Annotated in this window: 24 protein-coding genes; 5 read left to right on the top strand and 19 right to left on the bottom strand. The window is 38.7% G+C overall.

Annotated features, from left to right (window positions below):
- Positions 1-3 precede the first annotated feature (3 nt).
- From B2746_RS13950 to B2746_RS13930, 5 genes are all read right to left on the bottom strand, one after another.
- Positions 4-891, bottom strand: a complete 888-nt coding sequence (locus B2746_RS13950) for an AraC family transcriptional regulator (RefSeq protein ID WP_290795079.1) — start codon at positions 889-891, stop codon at positions 4-6.
- Positions 892-910: 19 nt separating this feature from the next.
- Positions 911-1624 (bottom strand): pirin family protein, encoded by a 714-nt coding sequence (locus tag B2746_RS13945; RefSeq protein WP_290795076.1) that lies wholly within the window; start codon positions 1622-1624, stop codon positions 911-913.
- On the bottom strand, positions 1611-2246 hold the full coding sequence (locus B2746_RS13940; protein WP_290795074.1) for an alpha/beta hydrolase: 636 nt from the start codon (positions 2244-2246) through the stop codon (positions 1611-1613). The genes B2746_RS13945 and B2746_RS13940 overlap by 14 nt, the downstream gene beginning before the upstream one ends.
- A 2-nt stretch (positions 2247-2248) precedes the next feature.
- Positions 2249-3199, bottom strand: coding sequence for a ring-cleaving dioxygenase (locus B2746_RS13935; RefSeq protein ID WP_290795072.1), 951 nt, complete (start codon positions 3197-3199; stop codon positions 2249-2251).
- Positions 3200-3287: 88 nt separating this feature from the next.
- Positions 3288-3734, bottom strand: a complete 447-nt coding sequence (locus B2746_RS13930) for a DMT family transporter (RefSeq protein ID WP_290795070.1) — start codon at positions 3732-3734, stop codon at positions 3288-3290.
- Between the two features lie 238 nt (positions 3735-3972).
- Here B2746_RS13930 and B2746_RS13925 point away from each other — a divergent pair, with 238 nt between their 5' ends.
- Positions 3973-5484, top strand: a complete 1512-nt coding sequence (locus B2746_RS13925; protein WP_290795068.1) for a T9SS type A sorting domain-containing protein — start codon at positions 3973-3975, stop codon at positions 5482-5484.
- 93 nt (positions 5485-5577) lie between these two features.
- On the opposite strand, the gene B2746_RS13920 is transcribed toward B2746_RS13925, so the two are convergent.
- The 11 genes from B2746_RS13920 to B2746_RS13870 all read right to left on the bottom strand — a co-directional run bounded on the left by B2746_RS13920 (position 5578) and on the right by B2746_RS13870 (position 19716).
- The gene (locus B2746_RS13920) at positions 5578-7233 is read right to left on the bottom strand and encodes a capsule assembly Wzi family protein (protein ID WP_290795066.1); all 1656 of its coding nucleotides are present in this window, start codon (positions 7231-7233) and stop codon (positions 5578-5580) included.
- Between the two features lie 2 nt (positions 7234-7235).
- Positions 7236-8633 carry an undecaprenyl-phosphate glucose phosphotransferase gene (locus B2746_RS13915; protein WP_290795063.1) on the bottom strand — a complete coding sequence of 466 codons (1398 nt, stop codon included), beginning with the start codon at positions 8631-8633 and terminating at the stop codon, positions 7236-7238.
- A gap of 27 nt (positions 8634-8660) precedes the next feature.
- Positions 8661-9797, bottom strand: a complete 1137-nt coding sequence (locus B2746_RS13910; RefSeq protein ID WP_290795061.1) for a glycosyltransferase — start codon at positions 9795-9797, stop codon at positions 8661-8663.
- A complete protein-coding gene (locus tag B2746_RS13905) occupies positions 9798-10784 on the bottom strand; it encodes a glycosyltransferase family 2 protein (protein ID WP_290795060.1) in 987 nt (328 codons plus the stop codon).
- 2 nt (positions 10785-10786) lie between these two features.
- Positions 10787-11890 carry a glycosyltransferase family 4 protein gene (locus B2746_RS13900; RefSeq protein WP_290795059.1) on the bottom strand — a complete coding sequence of 368 codons (1104 nt, stop codon included), beginning with the start codon at positions 11888-11890 and terminating at the stop codon, positions 10787-10789.
- Positions 11868-13124 carry an O-antigen ligase family protein gene (locus B2746_RS13895; RefSeq protein WP_290795057.1) on the bottom strand — a complete coding sequence of 419 codons (1257 nt, stop codon included), beginning with the start codon at positions 13122-13124 and terminating at the stop codon, positions 11868-11870. Before B2746_RS13895 ends, B2746_RS13900 begins: the two co-directional genes overlap by 23 nt.
- Entirely contained in the window at positions 13111-14496 is a 1386-nt protein-coding gene (locus tag B2746_RS13890) for an oligosaccharide flippase family protein (RefSeq protein ID WP_290795055.1), read from the bottom strand. Before B2746_RS13890 ends, B2746_RS13895 begins: the two co-directional genes overlap by 14 nt.
- Positions 14478-15218: a glycosyltransferase family 2 protein gene (locus B2746_RS13885; RefSeq protein ID WP_290795053.1), complete on the bottom strand. Its 741-nt coding sequence runs from the start codon at positions 15216-15218 to the stop codon at positions 14478-14480. The genes B2746_RS13890 and B2746_RS13885 overlap by 19 nt, the downstream gene beginning before the upstream one ends.
- A gap of 10 nt (positions 15219-15228) precedes the next feature.
- On the bottom strand, positions 15229-16140 hold the full coding sequence (locus tag B2746_RS13880) for a glycosyltransferase (RefSeq protein ID WP_290795050.1): 912 nt from the start codon (positions 16138-16140) through the stop codon (positions 15229-15231).
- Entirely contained in the window at positions 16137-17189 is a 1053-nt protein-coding gene (locus tag B2746_RS13875) for a hypothetical protein (RefSeq protein ID WP_290795049.1), read from the bottom strand. The genes B2746_RS13880 and B2746_RS13875 overlap by 4 nt, the downstream gene beginning before the upstream one ends.
- 106 nt (positions 17190-17295) lie before the next feature.
- Complete coding sequence (locus B2746_RS13870; RefSeq protein ID WP_290795048.1) at positions 17296-19716, bottom strand: SLBB domain-containing protein; 2421 nt, start codon at positions 19714-19716, stop codon at positions 17296-17298.
- 353 nt (positions 19717-20069) lie between these two features.
- Here B2746_RS13870 and B2746_RS13865 point away from each other — a divergent pair, with 353 nt between their 5' ends.
- Genes B2746_RS13865 through B2746_RS13850 form a run of 4 tightly spaced genes read left to right on the top strand, consistent with a single transcriptional unit; the run spans position 20070 to position 23641 of the window.
- Positions 20070-20597 carry a GNAT family N-acetyltransferase gene (locus B2746_RS13865; RefSeq protein WP_290795047.1) on the top strand — a complete coding sequence of 176 codons (528 nt, stop codon included), beginning with the start codon at positions 20070-20072 and terminating at the stop codon, positions 20595-20597.
- Positions 20598-20639: 42 nt separating this feature from the next.
- Positions 20640-21704, top strand: a complete 1065-nt coding sequence (locus tag B2746_RS13860; RefSeq protein ID WP_290795045.1) for a glycosyltransferase family 9 protein — start codon at positions 20640-20642, stop codon at positions 21702-21704.
- Positions 21705-21724: 20 nt separating this feature from the next.
- A complete protein-coding gene (locus tag B2746_RS13855; RefSeq protein WP_290795042.1) occupies positions 21725-22525 on the top strand; it encodes a glycosyltransferase family 2 protein in 801 nt (266 codons plus the stop codon).
- Between the two features lie 6 nt (positions 22526-22531).
- Positions 22532-23641: a glycosyltransferase gene (locus B2746_RS13850; RefSeq protein ID WP_290795040.1), complete on the top strand. Its 1110-nt coding sequence runs from the start codon at positions 22532-22534 to the stop codon at positions 23639-23641.
- A 25-nt stretch (positions 23642-23666) separates the two neighbouring features.
- On the opposite strand, the gene B2746_RS13845 is transcribed toward B2746_RS13850, so the two are convergent.
- Genes B2746_RS13845 through B2746_RS13835 form a run of 3 tightly spaced genes read right to left on the bottom strand, consistent with a single transcriptional unit; the run spans position 23667 to position 25477 of the window.
- On the bottom strand, positions 23667-24527 hold the full coding sequence (locus B2746_RS13845) for a DUF5777 family beta-barrel protein (protein WP_290795038.1): 861 nt from the start codon (positions 24525-24527) through the stop codon (positions 23667-23669).
- Between the two features lies 1 nt (position 24528).
- A complete protein-coding gene (locus tag B2746_RS13840; protein WP_290795037.1) occupies positions 24529-25092 on the bottom strand; it encodes a YceI family protein in 564 nt (187 codons plus the stop codon).
- A 10-nt stretch (positions 25093-25102) separates the two neighbouring features.
- Positions 25103-25477 (bottom strand): OB-fold protein, encoded by a 375-nt coding sequence (locus B2746_RS13835; RefSeq protein ID WP_290795036.1) that lies wholly within the window; start codon positions 25475-25477, stop codon positions 25103-25105.
- Between the last annotated feature and the right edge of the window lie 10 nt (positions 25478-25487).

The following is a 25487-nucleotide window of genomic DNA, read 5'->3' as shown; positions in this document are numbered from 1 at the left end:
GGTTTAGGTTCTGCCGCCAAGATAATAGGAAATCCGGTACTTTGAAAATGTAAGTCCGGTATTATTTTTAAAATATTTACTGAAATGAGCTTCATCATCAAAGCCCAATGAGTGAGCAATTTCTTTTGCACTGCTGTTTTCCAATACTGCCATGCGTTTTGCTTCCAGAATCACTCTTTTTTTAATATGATCACTGGCGGGGAATCCGGTCGTTTTTTTGATTGTTTCATTCAAATGGTTGGGAGTAACTACCAACATAGCAGCATAATCGTTCACTTTTGTATGCTTGCGGTAATTGGTTTCCAGCAGGTTCAAAAACCGGCGGGTAAGCCAGGCTGGCCGGGAACTGATGGAACTGGCTTCTTCAGAATGGCCCCAGAAACGGGAGCATTGGATCAGGAATAATTGCAGGAGACCACGTAAGCTTTCATAGTGCATATAGTCAACCTTGTTCAGTTCTGCCTGCATCAGGCCCAGGAGCTTTTCCAGCATGGCTGCCTGTTCAGGTAAAACTGGATACGGTTTAAACTGACTACAATTATAAAATAAACCGGTTTGCAAAAGTAATTCGCGCTGACTTTCTGTGGTACAGAAAAAATCATTGTGAAAAGAAAGTACATAACCATCAGGATGTGTTGCTGTTTGGAGTTGATGCACCTGACCGGGTGTAAGAAAAAAGATCGATTGTTGCTCCACAACAAATTCCTGAAAGTCAACCATATGTTTCCCTTCTCCTGATTTCATCCAGATGATTACAAAATAATCATGTTTATGTGGATGATCAATCCGGTTATGCCGATGTTCATCGATATATTCCATAGTCTGCAGTTCGAACTGCAGACTATGTTCCTTCGAATCAGCCATTTCGATAACCGGAATGTTTTCTTTCATACCCTAAATTAGTAAATCCTTATTTCTGATTAACGGGTGTTTCTATTAAAAGAAACTGTGCATTGGTAAGACAGTTGATATCAATCTTATTGGTGTCCCACACTCCTATTGCATCGCGTTCATTTAAAATAGTTTCGCCGATCTGAACGGAGCCTTCAATTACAAACAGGTAGAGGCATTTGTTAACCGGATTCAACTGATACGATAATGATTTGCCAGTATCGAAATAACCCAATGATAAAGCAGCATTCTGATTGATCCAGCAATGGGTCTGTCCTTCTTCCGAAGAGATGATGGTTTGTAGTTTATTCTTCCGGTCTTTCAATGGAAAATGACGCATCTGGTATCTTGGACGGATATCCTGGAGTTTAGGCTGGATCCAGATTTGAAGAAAACTTACTTCTTCATCCCCTATATTATATTCTTCATGAAAAAGACCGGTGCCTGCACTCATGATTTGTACACCACCTTCGCTAATTTCTGTGCTATAACCCATACTGTCTTTATGGTTCATTTTACCTTTCAATAAAATTGAAATGATTTCCATATTGGCATGCGGATGGGTTCCAAATCCTTTTCCAACTGCCATCCGATCATCATTGAATGCAACCAAAGTACCAAAGGCAGATTTGGTTGGATCGGCGTAATCACTAAAGCTGAAACAGAATTTGGATTTTAACCATCCTATATCTTTGGTGCCACGTTCGCTTGCGGGAAATTTAAGTTGTTTCATTCAGGAGCTTGTTTACAATATTAATTTCATCTTCATTAATGGTATGGCCCATACCAGGGTAGATTTTTTCAATCACCTTTGCGCCCATTTCAGTCAAGACATTCGTTGATGCATACACTCTTTCAACGGGCACATGCATATCACGGTCACTGCATCCAATAAAAACCGGTGTTCCATTAAAATTTCCGGAATAATTTGAGCGATTTATTTTTTCTCCAATTAATCCGCCGGTAAATGCAGTTACTGATCCATAACGCGTTGCAGTACGGGCTGCGAATTCCAACGTGAGGCAGGCACCCTGAGAAAATCCTAATAAATGGATGGAAGATTCTGCAATTCCGGCAGCTGTGCATTCAGCCACCAGGGTTTCGATCAATTCAATGGCACTGCTTAACCAGGGTTCGTTCTGTTCTGAAGGAGCCATAAAACTAAAAGGGTACCAGGTATGATTGGTGGCTTCGGGCGCCAGCAGTGCAAATCCATCCAATTTTAAATATTCCTTTAAACTCAGGATCGATTCTGCTGAAGCGCCTCTTCCATGCAGCAGGATCATTGCTTTATTAGCGGAAGCAAGTGGTACACCTTCATATACCACCTGCTTTTTGTGTGCTTTGGTAGTCATGATTAAACAAAATTTTTCCAGTTCAACTCAATTGTTTCCAATCCACTTTCGATGCGACTCCGATTTTTTTCTTCCCAGGGTGGCAATTTCAGATCCTGACCAAGCTGATCAATAGGTTCATCATAGGTGAATCCGATATCACTGGTAGCTACTTCAAACAATACACCGCCGGGTTCACGGAAATAGATACTGTGGAAATACTGACGATCCAATACAGTGGTTACATTCATCCCTTTGCCTGCCAGGTTTTCCTGCACCTGTTGGATAGTGGCATCGTTTTCTGTTGCAAAAGCAACATGGTGAACGGTTCCACTACCACCTAAACCGCGGAGGCGCTCAGGTTCACAAACCACATCGATTATATCACCCACTTTTCCACTGGCACTATAGCGGAATCTGTTGCCATTTTCCGCAATTGCCTGGTGATTGAGGTAGGTAGTAAGGAAGCCTGCAGTTTTCTCATATCCATCTTCACTTAATGTTACACTGTGAAATCCTTTAACTGCCTGTTCAACCGGTATTTGACCATAGGTAAAACCAGGTCTGTTATCCCGATCATTGGCGACCAGTTCAATACCCAGCCCATCCTGATCTTCGAAATAGATAAATCCTTCATCAAAGCGTTCCTGTGGAGTGGAGTGGGTGATTCCAAATTTTTTAAGTCGTTCGGTCCAGTAACCCAGGCTGTTTGCCGGTATAGAAAAAGCGGTGGTGGTGAGCTGTCCCTTCCCCTGCCGACCGCGGTGAAGTCCTTTGTAAGGGAAAAAAGTCAGAATTGTACCAGGTTTACCGTCTTCGTCACCATAATACAGGTGATAAACATCCGGAGCATCAAAATTGATCGTTTTTTTTACCAGCCGGAGACCTAGAATACCGGCGTAGAAGTGGAGGTTTTTTTGAGGATCATCCGCCATGGCGGTTACGTGGTGCAATCCTTTTATCAGTGGTTCCATAATTGTTTGTTTTAGTATATGCAAAAGTACCCACCGGATTTTGCTCCACCCATGCAGGAAAGACGGATAAACTTGTACAAATCATGGATTAATACTTCCGGATGATCAGCACACCGGCTATCAGGAGCAGTGCACCAAGACTGCGCATCCAGGAAATGGGGTGTACGGGGGTGCCCAGTAATCCGAAATGGTCGAAGAGGATACTGACCAGCATTTGTCCGCCGATAACGAGTCCGAATGTCAATGCAACCCCCAATCTGGGAACCAGCAGAATTATTGCGGTAACATAAAAAGCGCCTAATAAGCCGGCTACCCATACAAAGGTGGGGGCTGCTTTTGCCTGAGCAAGATTTGCGAGTGGCACCCGGCTGATAATAATATAGATCAAGAGTCCGATTGTGCCCACCAGAAAGGAGATCAGGCTGCCCAGGAGGGGGTTCTGAACAACAGCGCCCATTTTGGCATTCAGGGATGCCTGAAGAGGTAAAAACATACCGGCCAGGATGGCTACAAAAATCAAAAGAGCTTGCTGCATGGTTTAGTTTATTAGATAAAATATATTGACTTATATCAACATTTTGAATTAACCGGCAATTTCCTAAAAATACCATTCATCGGCCAAAATTTACTGTTTAGCGATGAAATAGAACTACTTACTGCCTAATAAGTGTTTACCCTGATTCTACAACAAATCACTTAGCCGGATACCCTTAGTTATATCTACATACTAATACTTATTACCGCCCGTTTATTGAGTACCAAAGGCATTTTTTATGATTAGAAGTTTACAATTCGTACTTATTCTTTTACTGGTTTCCAGCAGTCTGATTGCCCAACCACCTTGTTCTCCGACAGGAGATCAGACAAGTTTCGGCACGGGAAATGTCTGGATTGGTTATGCCTACAACAACCTGAATTTCACCTCTTACCGAGGTTTCTTTAACCAGGGGGCGGCTGGTAATCCAAATTTTGATTATGATTTTGGCGGGGATAATGGAAATTTTACTGGTGCCAGTTGCAATGTGGACCGGACCACTTTCAGTGTTCGGTTCAAACTCAGAAGAACTTTTACGAATGGAAACTACCGGTTTGTTGTAGGGGGTGATGATGGATACCGGTTTAGTGTGGATGGTGGTTCCACCTGGGTAATCAATAACTGGAATGACCATGGTTACACAACTTCAACCATAGATCTTTTATTAAATGGAAGTGTTGACCTGGTGCTGGAATATTATGAAAATGGAGGAAGTAACAGGGTATCCTTCAATATGAGTTCCATCTGTTCAGGAACAGAAAATACTACTGTATATGGAAGTAATAATATCTGGAATGGATATGTATATGATGGTACCAATTTCGATACCTATGCCGGTATGATTCAAAATGGTTCACCTGCCAATCCAGATTTTGATCAGAATTTCGGCGGAAGTAATGTTACGCTTTCGACCAGTGGTTGTGGTACAAATACAGAGACTTTTAGTGTTCGCTACAGGCTGAGAAAAAATTTCCTGGCTGGCACTTATCAATTTACAGTTGGTGCAGATGATGGCTATCGGTTGAGTCTGGATGGCGGTGCAACCTGGATTATCAATCAATGGTTTGCGCAATCCTATGCTTCAACCATTTCAACACCCTTAAGTTTGAATGGAGATTATGATATGGTATTGGAATATTATGAACAGGGGGGAGATAACCGGGTTTCATTTGATATGGCAGTAATTTCAATCTTGCCAATTTATCTGGTAGATTTTAAAGCTTCAGTAAAAAACAGTCAGCCAGTATTGAATTGGACCATTACTACCAATAGTACACCGGATTATTTTGAAGTGGAAAGGAGTTATGATAATCGTAGTTTCAGTTCGATTGGTACGGTTGAACCGGTAGCCGGACAATTAACCACGCGATTCAGCTATGTTGATAAAACAGTGAAGGCAGATCGTATTTATTACCGCCTTAAAATGGTGGATATTGATCGCACTGCTACTTACTCTAAAACCTTAACGGTAACCCTGAATGATTCAAAACAGCAGGAGTTGCAGGTTTATCCTACAATAGTAAGGTCGAATCAGGTAATGGTAAAATCAACAGAAAATTACTCAGAAGCAATAGTTACTATAACTGATTTGTCTGGAAGAATAGTTATGCGTAAAACAATGGGAAAGATTTCAGCCAATCAGGTGCAGGCGATAGATTTGAATGGCCTGCGCAGTGGAAAAGGGGTTTATTTCCTGCGGGTTATAACTGCTGATGGTGTTGATCAGACAAGAAAAATTATCCTTCCATAAAAAAGTTTACCGAGCCTGAAAAACAAAACCGATTCGACCAGTTCGAATCGGTTTTTTGTTTTTTGGAATTACCGGTTTTGCGGACTTATCCAATCAATTCAATAAATAAGCTATGGTAAAACCGGCGAATATATTTGTAACGTTGGTTTTCCCATTTAGAAGCGTAGAGGGAAATAGTTTATTACGCCATTGATAATTCAATGAATAAATTACAGATAATTGAGCATTCAGCATCCAATTCTTCTGTTTCCAGCTTTTATTACCATTTAGTGACAAATCAACCCAATGACTACGATGTGTTTTATAAGCTGTAAACGCATCATAGTAAAAATCGTTCTGTCTCGCTATCCGTTCGAAAAAAAGTCCGGTGCGCTTTGCCGGTTGTATCCAATTAATTCCAAAAGTCTGACTGTTGCTACCCGGACCAATTCCAGCACCAAGAACTTGACCGAAATGAGTATAACCATGTTTTATCTGGTGGTGCTGATACCAGGTAGGAATATCCCGAAGCTGACCAGACTTTCCGCTTTCCAGATTTGCAAACTCTGTAAAAAATTCAATATCCGGTTTAGTTCCTGATTTTTGAAATAGTTTTTTGAGGCCAACAATATAGGCCCTGCTATGTTCAGGTTCAACCAGAAAATCAACTGCATCACCTGAATGATCATTACGTCCGTATTCTGCATAAATTTCGGCAGCTTCTTTTTCAAAAACCCACCTTACATAAAAAGCAAGTAACTGATCACGGCCAAAATTGCTTTCATCTCTGCTATTCCCTTTGAAGAAAAAACTAAACACAGGAAGATAATCATTAAAGTTACCGTTTATAGAGTGTTCGTATTGTACAAAACTTCTAGAAAGTCCTAAATACAAGCCATTTACCCATTTAGGGTGCCATGTCATTGCTACTGCATTCAGGTATCGATTGCCTCCTGGTTTAGGAACATATAAAGGCTGGCCTTCAAAAAGCCGGCTGGTATCTGGAGGCAAAATACCTGATTCTTTAAGTTTTCCACCAATTAATTGCCATTCAAAGGAACCAATTGGAGTTTTTATAGGTTCTTTTGTATTAAAACTCAGATGTAAAAAGCCAGGAGCTGTATTGCTCAATATTAGTGAATTTCGAACGCCTGGTCCCCACCAGAGGTTTTCAGTTGAAAGAGCTAAGGAAAGTTTACCAAGATTCAACCTAACACTTGACTGGCCCGGAAAAAGTTTAGCATAGGTACCCGTTCCCATTTGTTCCGGAATATCGGAATGATTCAAAAATGTATAATAGGCACGCCAGATACTATCTGGGTGAGAGGAAGGAAATTTGGCAAAAGAATTATTTCTGGCAATTACCAATTCCGGCTGCAATTGAATGGTGAATGGTCCGGCTTTTAAAAAAAAACCTGCTGAAATTTGCTGCTGGTATCCTTTAGCAGGAATTATTGATCCATCATTCCAATTATATGGATGGTGGGTATTCAGTTGTTGCCGGAGAATTAAAGGCAGTATATTTATCTTGATCTTTTGGGGAGAAATGCTGTCGTTTTGTTTCCAATTATAGAATTTCCCCACTTCTTTTACAGGAAACAGGTTGGGTCTGATGATAAATGAGGGTGCATCTGAAAATTTCCCTTTAAGTTGATTTATCCGAAGATCTTCCTCAAAAAAAACTGTACCTGGTGAAATTACCTGACAAAGACCTGGGAAAGATAATAGTAAAAATAAAAATCCGGTAACAAGAAAATTTAAGTATTTCATTACTAATAGGCATTTTTTTCACCCTTCACCATATTAACGAGGGTTTGCAAAATTATTTGCTGATCCAGCCAAAACGTCCAGTTCTCAACATACCAGACATCAAATTCAACCCGTTTCTGCATAAGGTAAGGTTTTGCAGTTTCACCTCTATATCCATTTACTTGTGCCCATCCGGTAATTCCAGGTTTAACCCAATGCCGTAATAAATAATTATCAACCAGTTTCTTTGATTGGATATTAAGAGGTACCGGGTGGGGTCTGGGACCTACAACAGACATGGAACCAAGTAATACATTTAAAAACTGTGGCAATTCATCCAGGTTTGTTTTCCTGAGAAAAGCCCCAACTTTAGTAATACGAGGGTCGTTTTTACGTGCTTGTAAATAATTGCCATTCTCATCAATATCCTTACTACTTACAGACATGGTGCGAAACTTAAAACATCTGATCAAACTGTTGTTTAACCCCCATCTGTCCTGAATAAAGAAAACCGGGCCTTTTGATTCCAATTTAATAAGTATCGCAATAATTGGAAATACCCAGCTAAAAACCAAAACAATTACTAAAAATGAAAAGACAATATCAAATCCACGTTTCAGTAATTTAAAATCATATTTCTCCAGAGGAAGAGAGCGCAAAGAGATTATTGGAAGCGTTCCGATTTGATTCACTTGTAAACGACGAGAACCAAATCGGTGAAAATCAGGAATTACACGAATCATTTTCCCCTGGCTTTCGCCGGATGTTACAATTTTTTCAAGAACAGTTTCATCTTTAATAGGTATCGTCACAATAATATCGTCCAACTCATGAGTAAGCAGCACACTGTCTAAATCGGAGGTTTTACCTAGATAATGGCCATTTAATTCAATATCTTCTTCTTCACCAATAAAACCTGTCAATTCGTAACCATACCGTTTAGATTTTACAAATTTGGAATAAAACTCCTTCCCATTGGATCCAGCACCAACTATTAAAACCTTTCTTATTACCCGGTCTGCCACTCTAAAACGCTTATAAAACAGCCGGATTGAAATTTTCTGAACAGGTATTAAAAAAAATAAAGTAGCGAAATGAATAAACAAATGTGCTCTTCCAAATGCAACCTGACTCAAAACAAAATAAAAAAGGCAGGACACAATTAAAGAATAAAGCAGGATTGTTTTCAAAAAAGCAATCCATTCTATAGCAAATTGCGTGTTACGATAATCCTCGTATAACCCCATAGAACGACCTACAAGAAACCAGGCAATCATACAAATCAATGAAATAAACAGATTATTGATTGAAAATGCTCCTGCATCCAGAAAAAGATTACTTCGAACAAGGAATAAAATGACCGAAACAAAAACAAGATCAAAAAAGATCTTGGATTTTTGTAAAGATTGTGAAACATTCATAGTTATAAGGTTTAATTATCATCCATTTCATATATACAAAGAGGCAATTGCCTGCGTATTCTTTCTGATATCGAATTTTTCCTGAAGCAATCCTTCTATATTGACAACAAGTTGCTCCATATCGTTTGCACTACCAGCCAATCTATTTATATCATTGATCATACGATTCAACTGATCCACCGGATATAGAAAACCATTTAGGCCATCCTTAATAATATCCGGTATACCACCCACGTTTGTAGCCAGGACGGGTCTGTTGTATAATAAAGCTTCCACTAACACGTACCCAAAAGCTTCCTGGTTTGACGGGAGCAATACGATATCACAGGCCAAAAAATATTCTTCAATTTTTTCTACAAATCCTGCAAACTTTACTGAATTAGCATATTCTGAAGCAGCTACCAGATTCATTACCTTTTCTTTCAATGGTCCATCCCCTGCAAGTACAATTTTAACTCTGGGATCTATTGCTGGCGTTGGCATATTCAAAAGGGTAGTGAAAAAATTAAGATGGCCTTTGGCTTCCAAAAAGAGTGCAGGATAAAGTGTTATATAATCATAGTCGGAAAATCCAAGTCTATTTCTTACTTCTTTCCGATCAGCAGCTATCCGATCAAACGATATACCATTATGTATCAAATGAATTTTTTCACCTGTAAGCCCAAGTTCATTTTTGAGTGAATTAACTTCATCACTTGAAACTGCTATAAATTCAACATTTTTACGAATCAATATTTTTTCGATAGTCCGGAATATTGTTCCACCGGAAGCTTTTTTTAATTTGTGCAGAACACCTCCATGCGGAGAATAATAAATCTTTCTAATTCTGCCATATAACAGAGCGGAGATTCTACCAATAGTACCTGCAATTGCTCCATGCAGATGAAGAACTTCAATTTTACATTCTCGAAAAATTGATGTCAAACGAAAAATACAAAGCAGGTTTTCCGGTTTGACAATATTGTTGGACATAGGCAATTCAATACAGGGAATACCTCTATCCTGCACTTTAACAATATCTGTAAAAAAAGAACGATCTGCCCTTTCCTTTGAATAAATAAATACAGGAGAAACGATATCCAAAGGAAGGTGCAACAACAAGTCAATTACATGTTTCCTGGTACCGCCAAGTGTAGCTTCCAAAAGAATGGCAACTCGTGTCATTTAACGTAATTCAATTGAGCTATTATTTAGAATAAATTCACGGAAAGAGAAAACAAGTTTCAGCAGGGGAACAGGAATACCTGCCAATTGATACCATCTTTTGACAAGTTGCCAATCCTGACTACTTTTTTTATATGGTCTAAGTAGTTTTTTTGCTTCGAGCGTTCTACCTTCTTTTATTAATACCTGTGAAACAACCAGATCATATTCTGCTTCCCGAATTAAACTACGGTGTAATTTATGTTTAGCGACAGGAACAAATTCTTCATACCCGTCTGAAAGTCCCTTTCTTCTCAATGCAGCCATTTTTTTCAATACCATAACAGCTTCAAGCTGCTCTTCCTTTCGTGACAGGGTATATCCCCCCCGGTTTAACCGCCATACGCCCAGTATTTCATTTATCTTTGCAATTCTCCCAACCTCACTGATTCGCAGCCATAAGTCATAATCTTCAGCCTTTAGTTTGGATCTGTATACTTCACCCTCAGGTAACTTAGCTAAAACTGATTTCCGAAACATAATATCACTTTGCTGATAAATACATCTCCGTAGTAAAGTTTTATGAGGATTCTTTGTGTAAATATTCCTTACACCGATAATTGTGCCGTTCAGGTCAGCTATATGACATCCTCCCCCGACAAGATCAATACCTGTATTTCTTTCAAGAAAATCCACCTCTGTTTGTAAACGATGCGGATATGAGATATCATCGGAATCCAGCCTTGCAATATATTTTCCATTACAGAAAGTCAATCCGTAGTTAGCAGCTTTTGCGGTTCCAGAATTGGCAATGGAGTAAACCTGTATTCGTTTATCCATGGAAGCCAAATCTTTCAATATACTATTTGTGTTATCAGTAGATCCGTCATTAACAATAATAAACTCAAAATCCGTGAAAGACTGATTCAAAATACTTCTAACAGCTAATGCAACCTGATCTGCATCATTATAAACTGTCATTAAAACAGAAACCATTGGTTTAATCATATTCAGGCTGATTGAATTAAATCCAGAAATCGCTGACCGTAAGTTTGTTCATTGAACTCATCGGCTCTTCGCATCATTGCACCAGGGTCAACAGAAGTCAATTGCCCTTTGAAATAGGCCACAATTGCAGCAGTAAATGATTCTACTGAATGAGATTTAAAATAATAAACCAGGTCTTGCCCTATTTCTCTAAATACATCTATATCAGAACAAATAATTGGCTTTCCAACTGTTAAGGATTCCAATACCGGCATACCAAAACCTTCGTATCCGGATGTATTAACCAGTAAGGTAGCTTTTCGATATAAGGCAACGATTTCTGGAAATGAAAGATATTCAAGTGGAATTACATTCTCCAGCTGTAAAATTCCACTCCAGTGTTTTTCAATATTTTCCTTCGAAATTCCTGTTATTACAAGAGGCGGAATAGAACTGAATTCCCTCTTCGCAGCCTGATACCCCTGAATAAGTAAGGAAATATTCTTCCGTTTATCAAGACCTCCGGTATAAAGTAGAAATTCCCCAGGTAAAGCCGGCAGGGAAATTTCAATTGAGCTTTCCTTAAAGGCAGGATGAACCTTATTATAAAATACATGTATTCTATTTCCCGGTATATTGAATTTATCGATCAATCTATTCCTGGAATAATCAGATACGGTTAAAATATAAGCTGATTCCCGAACACATTTATTTAGCAGAATTGAATAATACGCTGAAAAAAGTTTACCGTATTGATTACTCAAATCCAATACTGCAAGATCATGGATTGTGGAGATAGTTTTTCCAATATATAAATAAGGCAAATCAAAATAAGGCGAAAAAAACAAATCAGGCTTTGAAGTATTTAAATATTGTAATAAAATTGCCTGATCGTACCAAATTTTATGAATCCTGCTTTCCCGATTAATTAGTCGGGTTGGGCGGGCCGTAAATGCCGGTATTTTTTGAATATTCTTTAATTCCGAGGTATCAAATGCGGGAGAAAATAAATCTACTGTATGACCAAGAGGAGAAATCTTTGCCAGATCTTGCAATAAATTCATTGTAAAGCCGGAAATTCCTTTACCATACAACCAGCTGTTTTTAAGATCTACGGCTATTTTCATAGGATGTTTTTACAACTGAAGAACCTGCAATAAAAAAAGCGAGAAAAACTGCACCACTTAGTGTACTAAATTTGTTAGCTAAAATGGAAATAACCCAAACAATAATACCTGCAGCCAGTATAGTAATGAGCATAAAATCCGCATCCGCAGAGGTTCTATGCCTTAAAAATTGAAGATAGTTACGGACACCTAAAAAATAAATCGAGCAAAAAATGACAAGTCCGGGAAATCCTGCTTTTAATAACAACCAATAATTAAAATTATGAACATAAATACTGCGTCCATCCATTTTTTCACTACCTGAAAGTGGCAGGTAAAAATAACTTCCCATTCCATTTCCAAGATAAAATGTGCGGGAAGCAGCATCGCGAACCAGTTCATTTTCATTTTCCCGAAAACTAACCGCAATATTATTATTATCAAAAGCATCAGTTCTTGCCTCGAATATTGACACAGCAAGAGAAATTGCATTAATAAAAGGAAGTATTAATATCAAAAAGACCAGTAGTATTGATCCGAATGATATCATTTTTTTTGTGGAAAATCGGGACCGAAAAAGTGCTATACAGAAAAGAATAGCAAGAAAGTCAGCCAAAAAAGAACTGCGTGATAAAGAAATAAAAACTGCAACCAGACATATTAGTACATAAAGAAGGTTCCGAACCATTGAACCTTGTTTATTACGTAAAACATCAAGTAAATAATAAACAAGAGAGATAGATAAAAAAATATCGCCCCCTCTAAGTATAATTCTACTGAAGGAACCGAGAGGCAATGGTTCCTTTGCAGCCTGCCAAACGCTATCCCATCCGGCTTCAATTGGAAGAAACCCTATAATAATAACTTTAATGGCAGCCAGTGTACCAAATACTATTATCAATTTCCATAAGCCTGTGAATTGTTCAATTGACCATGAGCGCCAAACCAAATAGAGTAATACAAAAACAAGTAAAGGATACAGATCTTCAAAAACATCCCTGACAGAGTTACCGGAAATCAAACCAATAATTGTGTACAATAGAATAATAGACAGGTAAGCGTAAATAAAATAATCAAGTCGGGTGGTATAAAATAAAAAACCTGCTTGAAAACTATTTACCAAAAGTATTGCAATTAACAACAGTGGTAAACTGATCTTAACAAAAGCAAGATTCAATTTAAACGACTCACCGAATAAAATAATGACGCCAAACAGAATTACTGTCAAATAAAATCCAATTCTATCCGCGCGCATGTAATTTTTGTTTCCAATTGAGCTCAGTTCTAAAAACAAATAAAATTATAAGGAGCAAAAGAGGTAGTGCCAAAAAAGCAACTTTAAAAAGAACCAAAATCAAACAAACAGCCAGGGTAATCAACGCTGTTGAATTAATAAACCCAACCTTCTCTTTATAGCTAAATAAGATAAATATTGTTGTTACAAATAATTCCGCAATTAATGTTGCATAAGCAGCTCCGGCAGCTCCGTATCTGGGAATTAACATAAAGTTCAAAATCACATTCAGCACCATCCCAATAAGATAGGTATATATAGAATTACGTTCCCATCCACCTGCGTTCATTAGAACCGGATATACAAAATTGAAGCAAAACAAAAAAGAGGTAAGAAATAAGATCTGCATTATTGAACCTGCTCCAGAGAATGAAGCGTCAAAAAAAAGATTAATAATAAAGTCACTAAGTAAAATAAGCACAACAACAGGAATCGCCAGTAAACAAGTTGATTTTAGCTGAATTTCTGAAAGGTATTTAGAAACCTTCCATTTATCCGATTTGAACATTTCAACTACATGCGGATACACTATACCCGATACAATAGCCGGAACAAATAAAAATACTTCAAAAAACTTATATGCCGTGCCATATACACCCAATTCAAATTCAGAACTTAACCTTCTTAGAAGAATTATATCTATCCTGAAGTATAGCTGGAATGCAATAGCTGCAAGAAAAAAAAGATAGGTTGACCGATAACTCTTTTTTATGCTTTTGAAAATTCTGTCCGGATAAAACAAACCAACACTTAAATTAATAGTGAATACTTTTCTGCTTATTAGAATTGAAAAAAGAAAAGCACTGAATATATATACGAAGGGAATAACGATTTCTGATCCGGTTAACAAAATCAGCAACAGAAGAAACAAGGATCGCCCGGATTCGTAAAAAAAACTATATTTATTAGCTTTAATAAACTCTTTTCTACCATTTAATATACTAATTCCGGTTTGCGCTATACTATCAAACAGCACGTATAAAAACAAACAATTGATTATTGTAAAATCGGTTATAAGTGTTTTAAATTCTATTGAAAACAAAACAATAAGACCAATCAGGTATTGAATCAATTTTAGAAAAAGAATAGAAATCAGTGCCGTTGCGTCAACCTTCCCCCCATTGGATGCCACTTCTTTTACCAGAAATTGATTGGTGCCAAATTCTACAAATAGGGTAAGCAGGGCACAAAGGGACAATATATAGGTAAAATGTCCAATTTTTTCAATACCCAGCAAGCGTGCTATGAGTATAAAACAGCCAAAACCAAGCCCTCTGTTAAGGAATTGGAAAGCAAAAGCAGCGAGACTATTTTTCAGGATTTTTTGTACCACTTGTTGATAAAGTAAGCTTTATTTCTCTTATCCAGTTCATGAGTATCTACCTCCTGATTGAAATACTTTACGATGCTCCGCTTTGAACTTATTCCATGGTTCCCATGGTGAATGATGCCAGTATTAGGAACAACTATACATTTATAGCCAAGACTTCTAATTTTGAAAGACATATCAATCTCTTCGCACCCAGCTGGTGTATAGTAGTTATCAAACCCCCCGGTTTCGTGATAAATTACGGCAGGTATAATAAAGAAGAAGCCTGAAATTTCATCCGCTTCTTCTATTTTAGTTAACCCTGTTCGATCGCCGCTTTTATCCAGATGCCATTTACCACCTGCGGGACCTATTTCACCAATCTTATCATCCGCATTCAGGAGTTGCACCAATTGCTCAAAAACTATGTTATTTGTAAATTCAACATCATCATTACAGAAACACAAATGCTTTCCCTCAGCCAGATGTGCGCCAATATTCCAGGACCTCGCCACACCAGCATTAGATGAATTAATCGAATATTTTGTTACATACGGACTTGTTTTGACATAATCCACCAGTTCATTATTATTGCAATCGTTTACAACTATAATCAACTCATAAGGTATAGAAATTGATTGTACAATACTTTGAATGGTATCATCCAGGCAAAATCTTTTTTTATAAAAAAAACGGGGATTAATACTTTTTATCAGATTATTGGCAGGTATTATTATACTTAACATACATATTCTATTATACAACCGACTTTATTTTGTTCCAGAATTCTTTAGCTGCATTTTTGCTATTTACAGGGTTCGATATATCAAACTCAAAACTGCATGCGCCTACTCTTTCATTAGATATAATATTACAACCACAAAGAGCCGCTTCAATTACAGTTCTACCCATTGGCTCATTCCATTCAGGCAAATGAACAAAATTTTTTGACCTATTAAAATATTCAATTAAACGAACATTTTCCACATGTTCAATATGCTTACCGAACAGGGGTTCGCCTGTAGCATTTTTGCCTATAAACAGGAAGTTCTTTTCCTGGCTAAAACGATCTTTTAATTGTCCGTATCCTTTGTAATAAGAAATTGTTCCAACATATAAATAATCAATATCTCTTTCTACACCGGTTTTATAAAACCTGTCAGTATCAATCAGTGGTCTTACAACAAATGATTTATCAATATATTTATTGTCAAACATCCCATTGATTATTCGCTCATGCAAAGGAGACAAAAATACATTCAATCTTGATTTATCATATATCATTTCAGTAAGGGGATACCCGCAATTTTCAGTACACTTTAGTTTACACCCACCACATGGAAGTGCGCCATTCGAGCATATATCCACATAAGCGTTGTCAAGATGAATATATGGTTCATTTTGAATGATATTTTCCAACCATTTTTTTTTATAGGAAAGCTTATACTCTGGCACATTAAATAAATCGGAAAGTATCCAAAGATCTGGTTTTGTATGAAGTTTCATAACAGGTGCCATCAATCTGCTCCAATATTTATGCGTAACTCTGGCTCCTATTCTAATATCATTTCCCAATTGTCTACCCTTATCAATTATCATTCGATTATCCAGTTCACCACCTCCACTAAATCTTTCAGGATGCAGGAATGACACAAAATTTATGTTCATCTATTAAACTTAAACAGGATTAGGTAAGCTGATGAAAGGGCTACAGATATAAACACACAGATAGCCATCCAATATAGTTTTCCTCTTTTATTATCATTCAATGAAAGAGGAGGGGCATCCAATATTTGCAGGATTGGAGTTTGCATCATTTGGGTGGTTCGGGCAATTTCAAGATTTTTAACTACTTCACCATATAATGTTGCAACTACAGCTTTATCGCGCGAGGCCAGCTCTGCCGGAACCATCAATGCTCTGAGTGCAGGATTCGGATCATTGAGCTGAAGCTGCGCTGCCCCATACGTTCTGTTTGTCAGAAGAGAAAGCAAGGAGTCTGCTTTTTTCTGAAGTCTGGTTATATTTGATTTTGTAATAAATGTCTTCATATTAATATAATAATCATGAGAACCATGTACTACCCGCTGAACTAAATGACGTGAAAATTCAGGATCAATTGAACTAACGGTGGTTTTAATCAGTGTTCCCTTTTTACTTACTCTTTCAACCGCCAGATTATTTTTAACTATAGAAGCATAAATAATATTTAATACACTATCCTCAACCACACTTAATTCACCAATCTCCTTTTTAGTTCCAAATTCAATCGAATCCAGTTTGGGAATTCCAGCCCATGCAGCTTTCAATTTTGATATTTCCAGGTACCTATCTGCAAGAGAAACACTATCAGTTTTGGTTGATATTTTGGACAGTAATACCTCTTTCAGAATTATTTGTGAATTTAGAATTTCAAATATATTGTCTCCTGTAAACATTCCATTACCTCCTCCACCAGTAATTGATCCTATATCAATTCCAAACTGACTGGCCAAACCACCTAATCCTCCAACTCCAGATTGTCTCTCTTCCAAAACAAAAGTACAAGCTGCATCAAATCGGGGCTTTTGTAGTGTAAATGCTAAGTATCCTATCATCGCACCACAGAACGCTACTGCTCCAATCTTCCACCAGTTTTTAAGCAGAAAAAGAAACATTAACTGTAGTTTTTCCAATAAATCCCTCAGGGTTATAACTTCTGCATTGTTTTCTGACATGTAGTAACTAATCTTTTTGAACTTTTCACAGCTTCGCCACCTGAGTCCCATGATGTGAAAAACACAGGATCAGTAACGTAAATAAAACCTATCCAACCGCTCTCTTTTATCTCAGAATCAGTGACAACCCGGTTATAAATGCGGTTAATGCTGATATGAGAATTCCTGCTTTGGCAGGTTCCAGTTCTGAGCGCTTGGGTTTTTCAGGCACAAAAATGCTGGAACCAGGTTGAACCTCAGGATAGGATGGGATAAAGCCAAAAACTTTTTTGATTCGGGCTGACCTACCGTTTGGATATATTATAAATGCTTTTCTTTTCTTTCCCAATTGAGTTACACCTCCGGCATCAGATAGATAATCCTTCATTGATTTATGACGTTCATACATTATATCAAGAGGCTTGTATACTTCTCCATTAATGCTTACCGTATTATTTATACGTGGTATATACAGCTCATCACCTTCCTCCAATGTTATATCATCAGATGATCCTGGATGATCCAAAATAAATGCAAGATCTATCGCTACATCTCTTGTCTTTTCCAATACTTCCTCATCCTTTTTTTGAGTGGTATCTCTCGCCATTGTTTTAAGCAATCGCTTTACTTCTGAGGTATCCAGTAATTCTTTCCGCTGGCGAATCAGCTTTGCTCCGCCAATATTTGCAGTATAAAGCAGACCGCCACTACGCTGAATAAGTGAACTGATCCGTTCTTCCCTGCTCTTTAGAGCATAAACTGCTGGCATTAACACTTCACCACTCACTTTCACACTGATCTGCTGTAAATAATTTGGATTCTCTTTAATGGCTACTATATCGTACGGCTGAAGCGTCAAATCTTTTGATGCAGCACTTAAATCCATATTATCATCAAAATGTATAATTTCAACAATTGGGCTACCTGCTAATAGCACGTTGATATCTTTTCTCCTTCTTGAAATTTCGATGCCTTTTCCAGTCCCATTTACGGCATAACCACCTGCCATTATGATTAATGATTTTAAACTTAAACTATCTTCAAACCTGAATTTTCCAGGAAAGCGTACAGCCCCGTTAATGGTTACAAAACTGGTGTCTTTTAAATCAAAAATTGAGCTTACTGATACACTGTCTTCTCGTTTTAAAGTAGGGCCTTTAGAGGTTCCATTTATGATTTTTTGAAGATCAATCGGAATATGCTCCTTACTTAAATCAGCTCTGGTACGTACCAATAAGGCTCTGCCAGAATAGACGTCTTCTTTCAAACCATGTGCCTTTTGAATCAGATCATAAAAACTCATGTTTTCAAATAGAGCGTATTCCCCGGGTTTCATTACAGCACCTGATATTATCACCCGGTTTTCATATCTATTTATGACACTATCAATATGAAATTCATCACCATGTTTCATGCGGAAATAGGGAAAGGAGTCGTTGGAAATATCCAATACCTGCCTGCTGACTCCATCATACCGTCTACCAGTAATTCTATTGCGAAACGCCTTGCTTGAAAACCCTCCCGCATAATCAATTACTGTTGCCAGCGATTCTGAATCCCTGATTTCAAATATGCCTGGCCTATTTACAAGACCTCCAATTGTAATAAGTGTTTTCGCATATGGAATCCTGATAACGTCATTATCTTCCAAGCGGGCATTCCCACGAAGATCGCCTTTGGTTAAAAAATCATACAAATCGGCAACGGCAACGGTTTTCCCATTCCGAATAAGTTCGATGGTACGCAGAGAGCCATTTTCCGTTGGCCCACCGCTTACGTATAAAGCGTTGTAAAGCGTGGCGAGAGAAGGAAGTGTATAGGTGCCGGGGCGATTAACTGCTCCAATCAGAACTACACGGATACTGCGGATATTACCAAGGGTCACATTAAGTTTGGTTTGGCCGCTTGAAAGTGATGGATAGTATTTACTTAAGCTAGTTTTAATCCGGGAAGTGGCCGCCTCAACTGATAGCCCGGCAACTAAAACCACACCTGCATATTTAATATTAATGGTACCATCCGGACTTACAGTAGCTGTTTGCTGTGATACATTCTGGCCAAATACCTGTATCACCAATTCATCTTCAGGTCCTATTACATAGTCCTTAGGTGTGGCCATTCGCATATCAGGCTCAAATACCAAACTGGTATTTGAAAACAATTCAGCTCCAAATAATTGTGGCTTTTTTGGCGTTGGAAACAACTCTTCCAGGTGAGATTTTCTGGCAGTAAATTTGCGTGGTTTTTTATCTGACTTAACTGATGCACTATCCGAACTTCCTGATTTCTCAGGAATCCAGCCCATTTGTTCAATCCTTAACCTAAGCTCCTGCATCTCCGATTCAGGTAATCCACGAGCCAATAATTCTTTCTCCAATTCTTCAGGAGTATATCCATTTTCTTTGGCCCGTAAAATGTATTGCTGAAGTTGTTGATCTGAGATCTGAGATGCTTTAACCGAACTTAAATTATCCGGAACCTGCCCAAAACTTACTAACCCGCTTAAGATAATAACAACAAATAAAAACAATAACCGGAGGTTATTCATGATAATTGGATTTTCGCCTCTTGCCGAATTCCTAATGAGCGGAACATCAGCAAAAGCCAAATGAGTGTGTTTATAAATCAACATACCAGCCTACTTCCTTATTAATAAGTTCAGACAAGCAAGAATGAGATAAATTATTTTAGAATCGTTGCACCAGCTTTAAACAAATTTTGGCAAAAATAGAGAGCCTGCGCTTTTTGAGGAATACTACTAAGAGGTATTTATTTTAAAACACCCGTTAAAACACGGGTATTTTAAAAAACAAATTCTAAGGAACTCTATTGTTTATATTACATATCACATATTTACCGGTTTTTAATGATATTTACTTTTTTATAAAATATTGAAGCTGTATGTCCTGGTTGCAACAAGAATTAAAATCAGAAAGATTACACCTGATTCCTTTAGAGGATACCGACTTCCACTCACTCTATCAAATTGCCAACGATCCACTACTTTGGGAACAGCATCCCAATAAAAACCGGTACCAATTGGATGAGTTTAGAAATTATTTTAATGGAGCCATGGAAAGCAAAGGAGCCTATAAAATCCTGCAAAAACAATCCAATCAAATTATGGGCTGTACCCGTTTTTATGATTTTGATTCAACTGATAACAGCATTCTGATCGGTTATACTTTTCTTGGTCGTCCTTTCTGGAACCAGGGTTATAACCAGGAACTGAAAAAACTAATGGTCCAACATGCATTTCGTTTTGCCGATATAGTTCGCTTTCATATCGGTATCACCAACTTTCGTTCACAAAAATCAATTGAAACTTTTGGTGCCAAAAAAGTTGGTGAACATGATATTGCCTATTTTGGAGAACCTGCCAAAACGAATTTTATCTACGAAGTAAAAAATCCGATACAACGATTTTAAAAACCACCTTGTCATACCTGAGGGCTCCAAATGCCCGATTGTATGAAGCATGTGTTAATCATCCAGACAGCTTTTATTGGCGATGTTATTCTTTCAACTGTATTAATTGAAAATCTTCATACGTATTACCCATATGCAAAGATTGATTTTTTAGTTCGACAAGGAAACGAATCTCTGTTTGATGGCCACCCTTATCTAAACAATGTACTTGTTTGGAATAAAAAAGAAAAAAAATACAGCCATCTATTCCAACTCCTGCTTCAACTACGTAAGCATAGATACGACCTGGTTCTAACCGTCCAGCGATATGCAGCAACTGGTTTATTATGCGGTCTTTCCGGTGCAAAACAGAGAATCGGATACGACAAAAATCCTCTCTCCTTTTTATTTACACAAAAAACCCCTCACTTAACAGGCAAAACCGGCCGTTTTATCCACGAAACAACAAGATGCAATCAGTTATTGGAAGGTATTGTGCCTTGTTCAATTGAACGTCCTAAACTTTACCCAAGCCCATACGATTATAAGCGTATCGCTGCATTCACCAGAATCCCGTACCTGATAATTGCTCCTGGTTCAGTCTGGTTTACCAAGCAGACGCCAATACAAAAATGGATCGCTATTCTGAATAAAATCCCTCCGTTTATTCAGATTTATATAATTGGTTCATCCAAAGAAATTCCGCTGGCTCAAACCATCCTGGCGGGTCTTCCTGACCACACTAATATACATTCGCTTGCCGGACAGTTAACATTATTGCAATCTGCTGCTTTAATGGAATCTGCCTTATTTAATCTGGTGAATGATTCTGCTCCTTTGCACATTGCATCAGCTATGAATGCACCGGTAATTGCGCTCTATTGTTCAACTTCACCCGGATTTGGATTCACCCCTTTGTCATCAGAATCTTATATTATTCAGGCAGAAGTGGCACTTCCCTGCAGACCCTGTGGCAGACATGGAAAATCAGCCTGTCCAGAAAAACATTTCAACTGTGGGCAATTCCTCGATGAAGATAAAATTCTTCAGATAATTAGTAAAAAAATAGCATCCCCCTATTCAATCCCGGTAACAGAAGATAAAATCTTCTCCGCTCCTATTTATTAACTGTTGTACCAGAAAATAATATGAAAAACAAACCCGATAAAGTGGCGCTGCTGATCAGCACCTATAACTGGCCCTCTGCGCTGGAGCTGGTTCTTGAAACGGTATTACGTCAAACAATTCAGGCAGATGAAATACTTGTGGCAGATGATGGTTCTTTTGATGCTACCCGACAATTGGTAGAGTACTATAAAAATGTATATCAACTTCCCCTCAAACATATCTGGCAACCGGATGAAGGTTTCCGAAAAAGTCTGATTCTGAACAAAGCAATCAGGCAAACCAGTTGTGATTATATCATCCAGGTAGATGGCGATATGTTATTGCATCCCAATTTTATTGCAGATCATCTGTCTGCAGTTAGACCAGACTGCTTTATTCAGGGCTCCAGGGTATTGCTGAATGCGATACTGACAAGAAAAATGATTCAAACCGGACTGATGCCTCTGCGTCCATGGACAAAAGGAATTACCAATAGGATCAATGCTATTCGATTTCCTTTACTGCGATTTTTATTTAACAGGGAATCAACCAGCAATCAAAATATTAAAGCATGTAACCTGGCTTTCTGGCGCGAGGATTATATCCGGGTAAATGGTTATAATAATGATTTCTGCGGATGGGGTTGGGAAGATGTTGAGTTTGCAACCCGCCTTTTGCAGGCTGGTTGTAAAAAACGAAGATTGAAAATGGCAGCGGTTGCCTATCACCTGCATCATGCAATCGTAAACAGGAATAATCTGCAACAAAACGAAATCAGATTTAAAGAAACCACTAAAAACCCACACTGGGTATGCCAAAACGGGTATATCCAGGCTTCCTGAACAAATATGAAAATATCAATTGATGTTATAATACCAAGTTTCCGGATGACGGAAGAGATCCTTATCCCTATTCTGAATCTGGACCCTCCTGCTAATACGGAGCTGAATTTTTATCTGATGTGCGACAATCCATCGATTGTATTAAGCAGAGAACTTCAGTTTGCCTGCTCGAGATCCAATGTACATTTCTATAAAAACGAAGTGAATCTGGGAGTTTCTGCTACCCGAAACCGTGGGATTGATTTGGCAACAGCAGATTGGATCCTGTTTTTGGATGATGATATTGTGCCGGTAAAGGATATCCTGCTCCAATATGCAGCAGCCATACGGTCTAATCCGGATGAAATCGCATTCATTGGCCAGATTGATCTACCGCCGGCAAGTAAAAATTTTACAAAAGCCGTAATTGCAAGCGGATCCATGGATATTTTTGGCGTTGCTAAAAAAAGAGACCGGTTTGCCTGGGGAGCCACAGCAAACATTATGTTCAATCGTAAAGCTGTTGGCCCGGTTCGTTTCTCTGCGGCCTATCCTAAAATGGGCGGTGGAGAAGATGTTGATTTTAGTTATCATGTACGGGAACGAAATAATGGCAAACAATTTAAATGTTTGCCTGCTGCATCGGTAACGCATCCCTGGTGGGGAAATGAATCACGGGTATGGAGCCGGCCATTTAGGTATGGAATCGGGAATAGTATGCTGGCCGATCAGCATCCTGCTTATGCATACTATGATTTTTTGACTGCGCCGGAAACTCTGTTGCTATGTTTGTTTATACTACCAGTGTTGGGCTTTCTTGGAATTGCCAGCTGGACGACCCTGCTCCTGTTTGTAATCGGGATTTTTATTATTGAAGCTATTGCAACGGGGATCCAGATCATAAAACGATCCCATACTGTTTCGCCGGCAATAATCGGATATGGCATCAGTTTGCGTTTCATATATGAATGGGGCTTGCTGAAAGGATCCTTATCGCGACTGAATTTTCATGAATTCGGGCTGCGTTTCAATTTTGAAGGTAAAACGCAGAACATACCGATTTATCATTCAAATACCCGCAGGGTGATTAAGTGGATTTTGTATCCGGTGTTAATTGCGATTTGTATTGGATTGTAGACTCACCTCACCCGACGGGTGAGAGTCAGAACATGCGGGAGAGGTTGAAGCCGAAGCGGATTTCGCCTTTGAAGAAGCGGTCGGTGGTTTCAGTGAGGAAGGCTCGTTCATTCATGCCGATGGCATTGCTGAAGTGAAGCTGGAATACATGTCCTCCTGTTTCGATATCAAACCCGATTCCCAGTGGAAAATAAAAGTCCTCCGGCAATCCGGTTATCACAACCTGGTGATCAAAGGTCAGCGCAAATCGTTTGCTTAATTTCTGCCTTAAACCGATCCCTACTGCTAAATGAGTATTATTCCAGCTTTCATCGGGTACATAATTCATATGAAGAAGGGCAGCGCTCAGTTGCGCGGAAAAACCGGGAGAAAATTTGCGTCCGGCTAATAACTGACCATAAAAAGAAGTGCGATCGCCAGCCGTGGGTTTGTAACCATTTCCTGAAATTTCATCTGCTGTACGAATCATGGCACCAGCCACCAAAACGAGACTAAAGGGAGTTGATCCCTTTTCTGCGGACTGTTGCAACAAGCGAACTTTAACCAGTCCATCGTATTCTTTCCGATAAGTACTTCGTCCAATTCCCACCGTTAACCAATCCATCACCCCATAATCGAAGCTCATACGCATGGAGGCCTGATCAAGCCCAAATAATTCCTTCACTCCGTCGGACAAACGACCAAAACGATGCAGGATCCTTACATCCAGACTCCCTTTACCCAGCAACTCTACTGATTGCGACTGGATGATTCGGGTAGAATGAAAAATGCCGGTAACTTTTTGAGCAGCATCAACCGGCAGTTCTATCGATATGGAATCTGCTAATGGGACCTGAGAAATCGCCCCATTTGAAATCAGCAGTAAGCAAACAAGAATTCTATTCATATTAACGGTTATTTGGTTTCATCCATCCGGTATTTAGTTCCACTTTCAGTTGTTTATTGATATTATCTCTCACCAATGCGGGCACCTGAATCGAAAAATCTTCCGGCTTTATGGGAAAGGAAGCAAAGCCCAGACAATTTCCCTCCTTAAACTCAAGTTGAATCTGGCAATGATGGGGCTTTGTTACCCCATGAATCGTAATAGATCCTTTCAATTCAATAAACTGTTTCCCGTTCTTTTGAATCGAAACAGCAGCCGGATCAAAGTTTCCACTAAACTGTGCTTTCGGAAATTTATCAGACTCCAAATAAGAGTCATTGAAATGTTGTTGCATCAAGGATTTGCGAAAAAGAAAACCTTTGATCAGGACAGCCGCCTCAACCTTTCCCGAGTTTACATCCAATATCAACACGCCGTTTTTATTTTCAGCCTTAATCGTTTCCAGTGATGTGACAGACTCAAATCCAATAAAAACCGTACGGGAGGTATATCGTTGCGCATAAACTAAGGTGGACGAACAAATAATAATCAGCATCCAGCATATCGAAATAAAAAATCTGTGCATAGTTCAAAAATTAGGGTAGCAATTGGGCTCTGTTTATTTGTACATCAATCAGATAACCTGTGCAAAATCCTTTTATAGAAACAGTGTCTCCGGCTTTCAGCAACCGAATCGATGATTTTAAAGAGGAATCCAGTGTACAACTGATGGTTGCTGCAGCAGTTGGTTCTCCGAGGTAAATAAATCCATCTTCCTGGTTCAGTAAATTGATCGCCCCGCGAACTTCAATCAGTTTACCGAGGAATTGTTCATTGGCTTTTTGTTCATCCTCCTGGTAAGCAGCCAGCAACTCAGTGGCAGTAAGTTGATAGGCTGGTTGCTGATGCTCTACTGTTCCTGTTTTGAGCTGGTACAAAAAATAGCCAATGGCTCCCAGGATGATGAACAAAATGATCCAA

The sequence above is a fragment of the Flavihumibacter sp. UBA7668 genome (assembly GCF_002483205.1).
GTDB lineage: Bacteria > Bacteroidota > Bacteroidia > Chitinophagales > Chitinophagaceae > Flavihumibacter.
The sequence above is the reverse complement of the archived record's forward strand: the minus strand, read 5'-3'. Positions and strand labels throughout refer to the sequence as shown.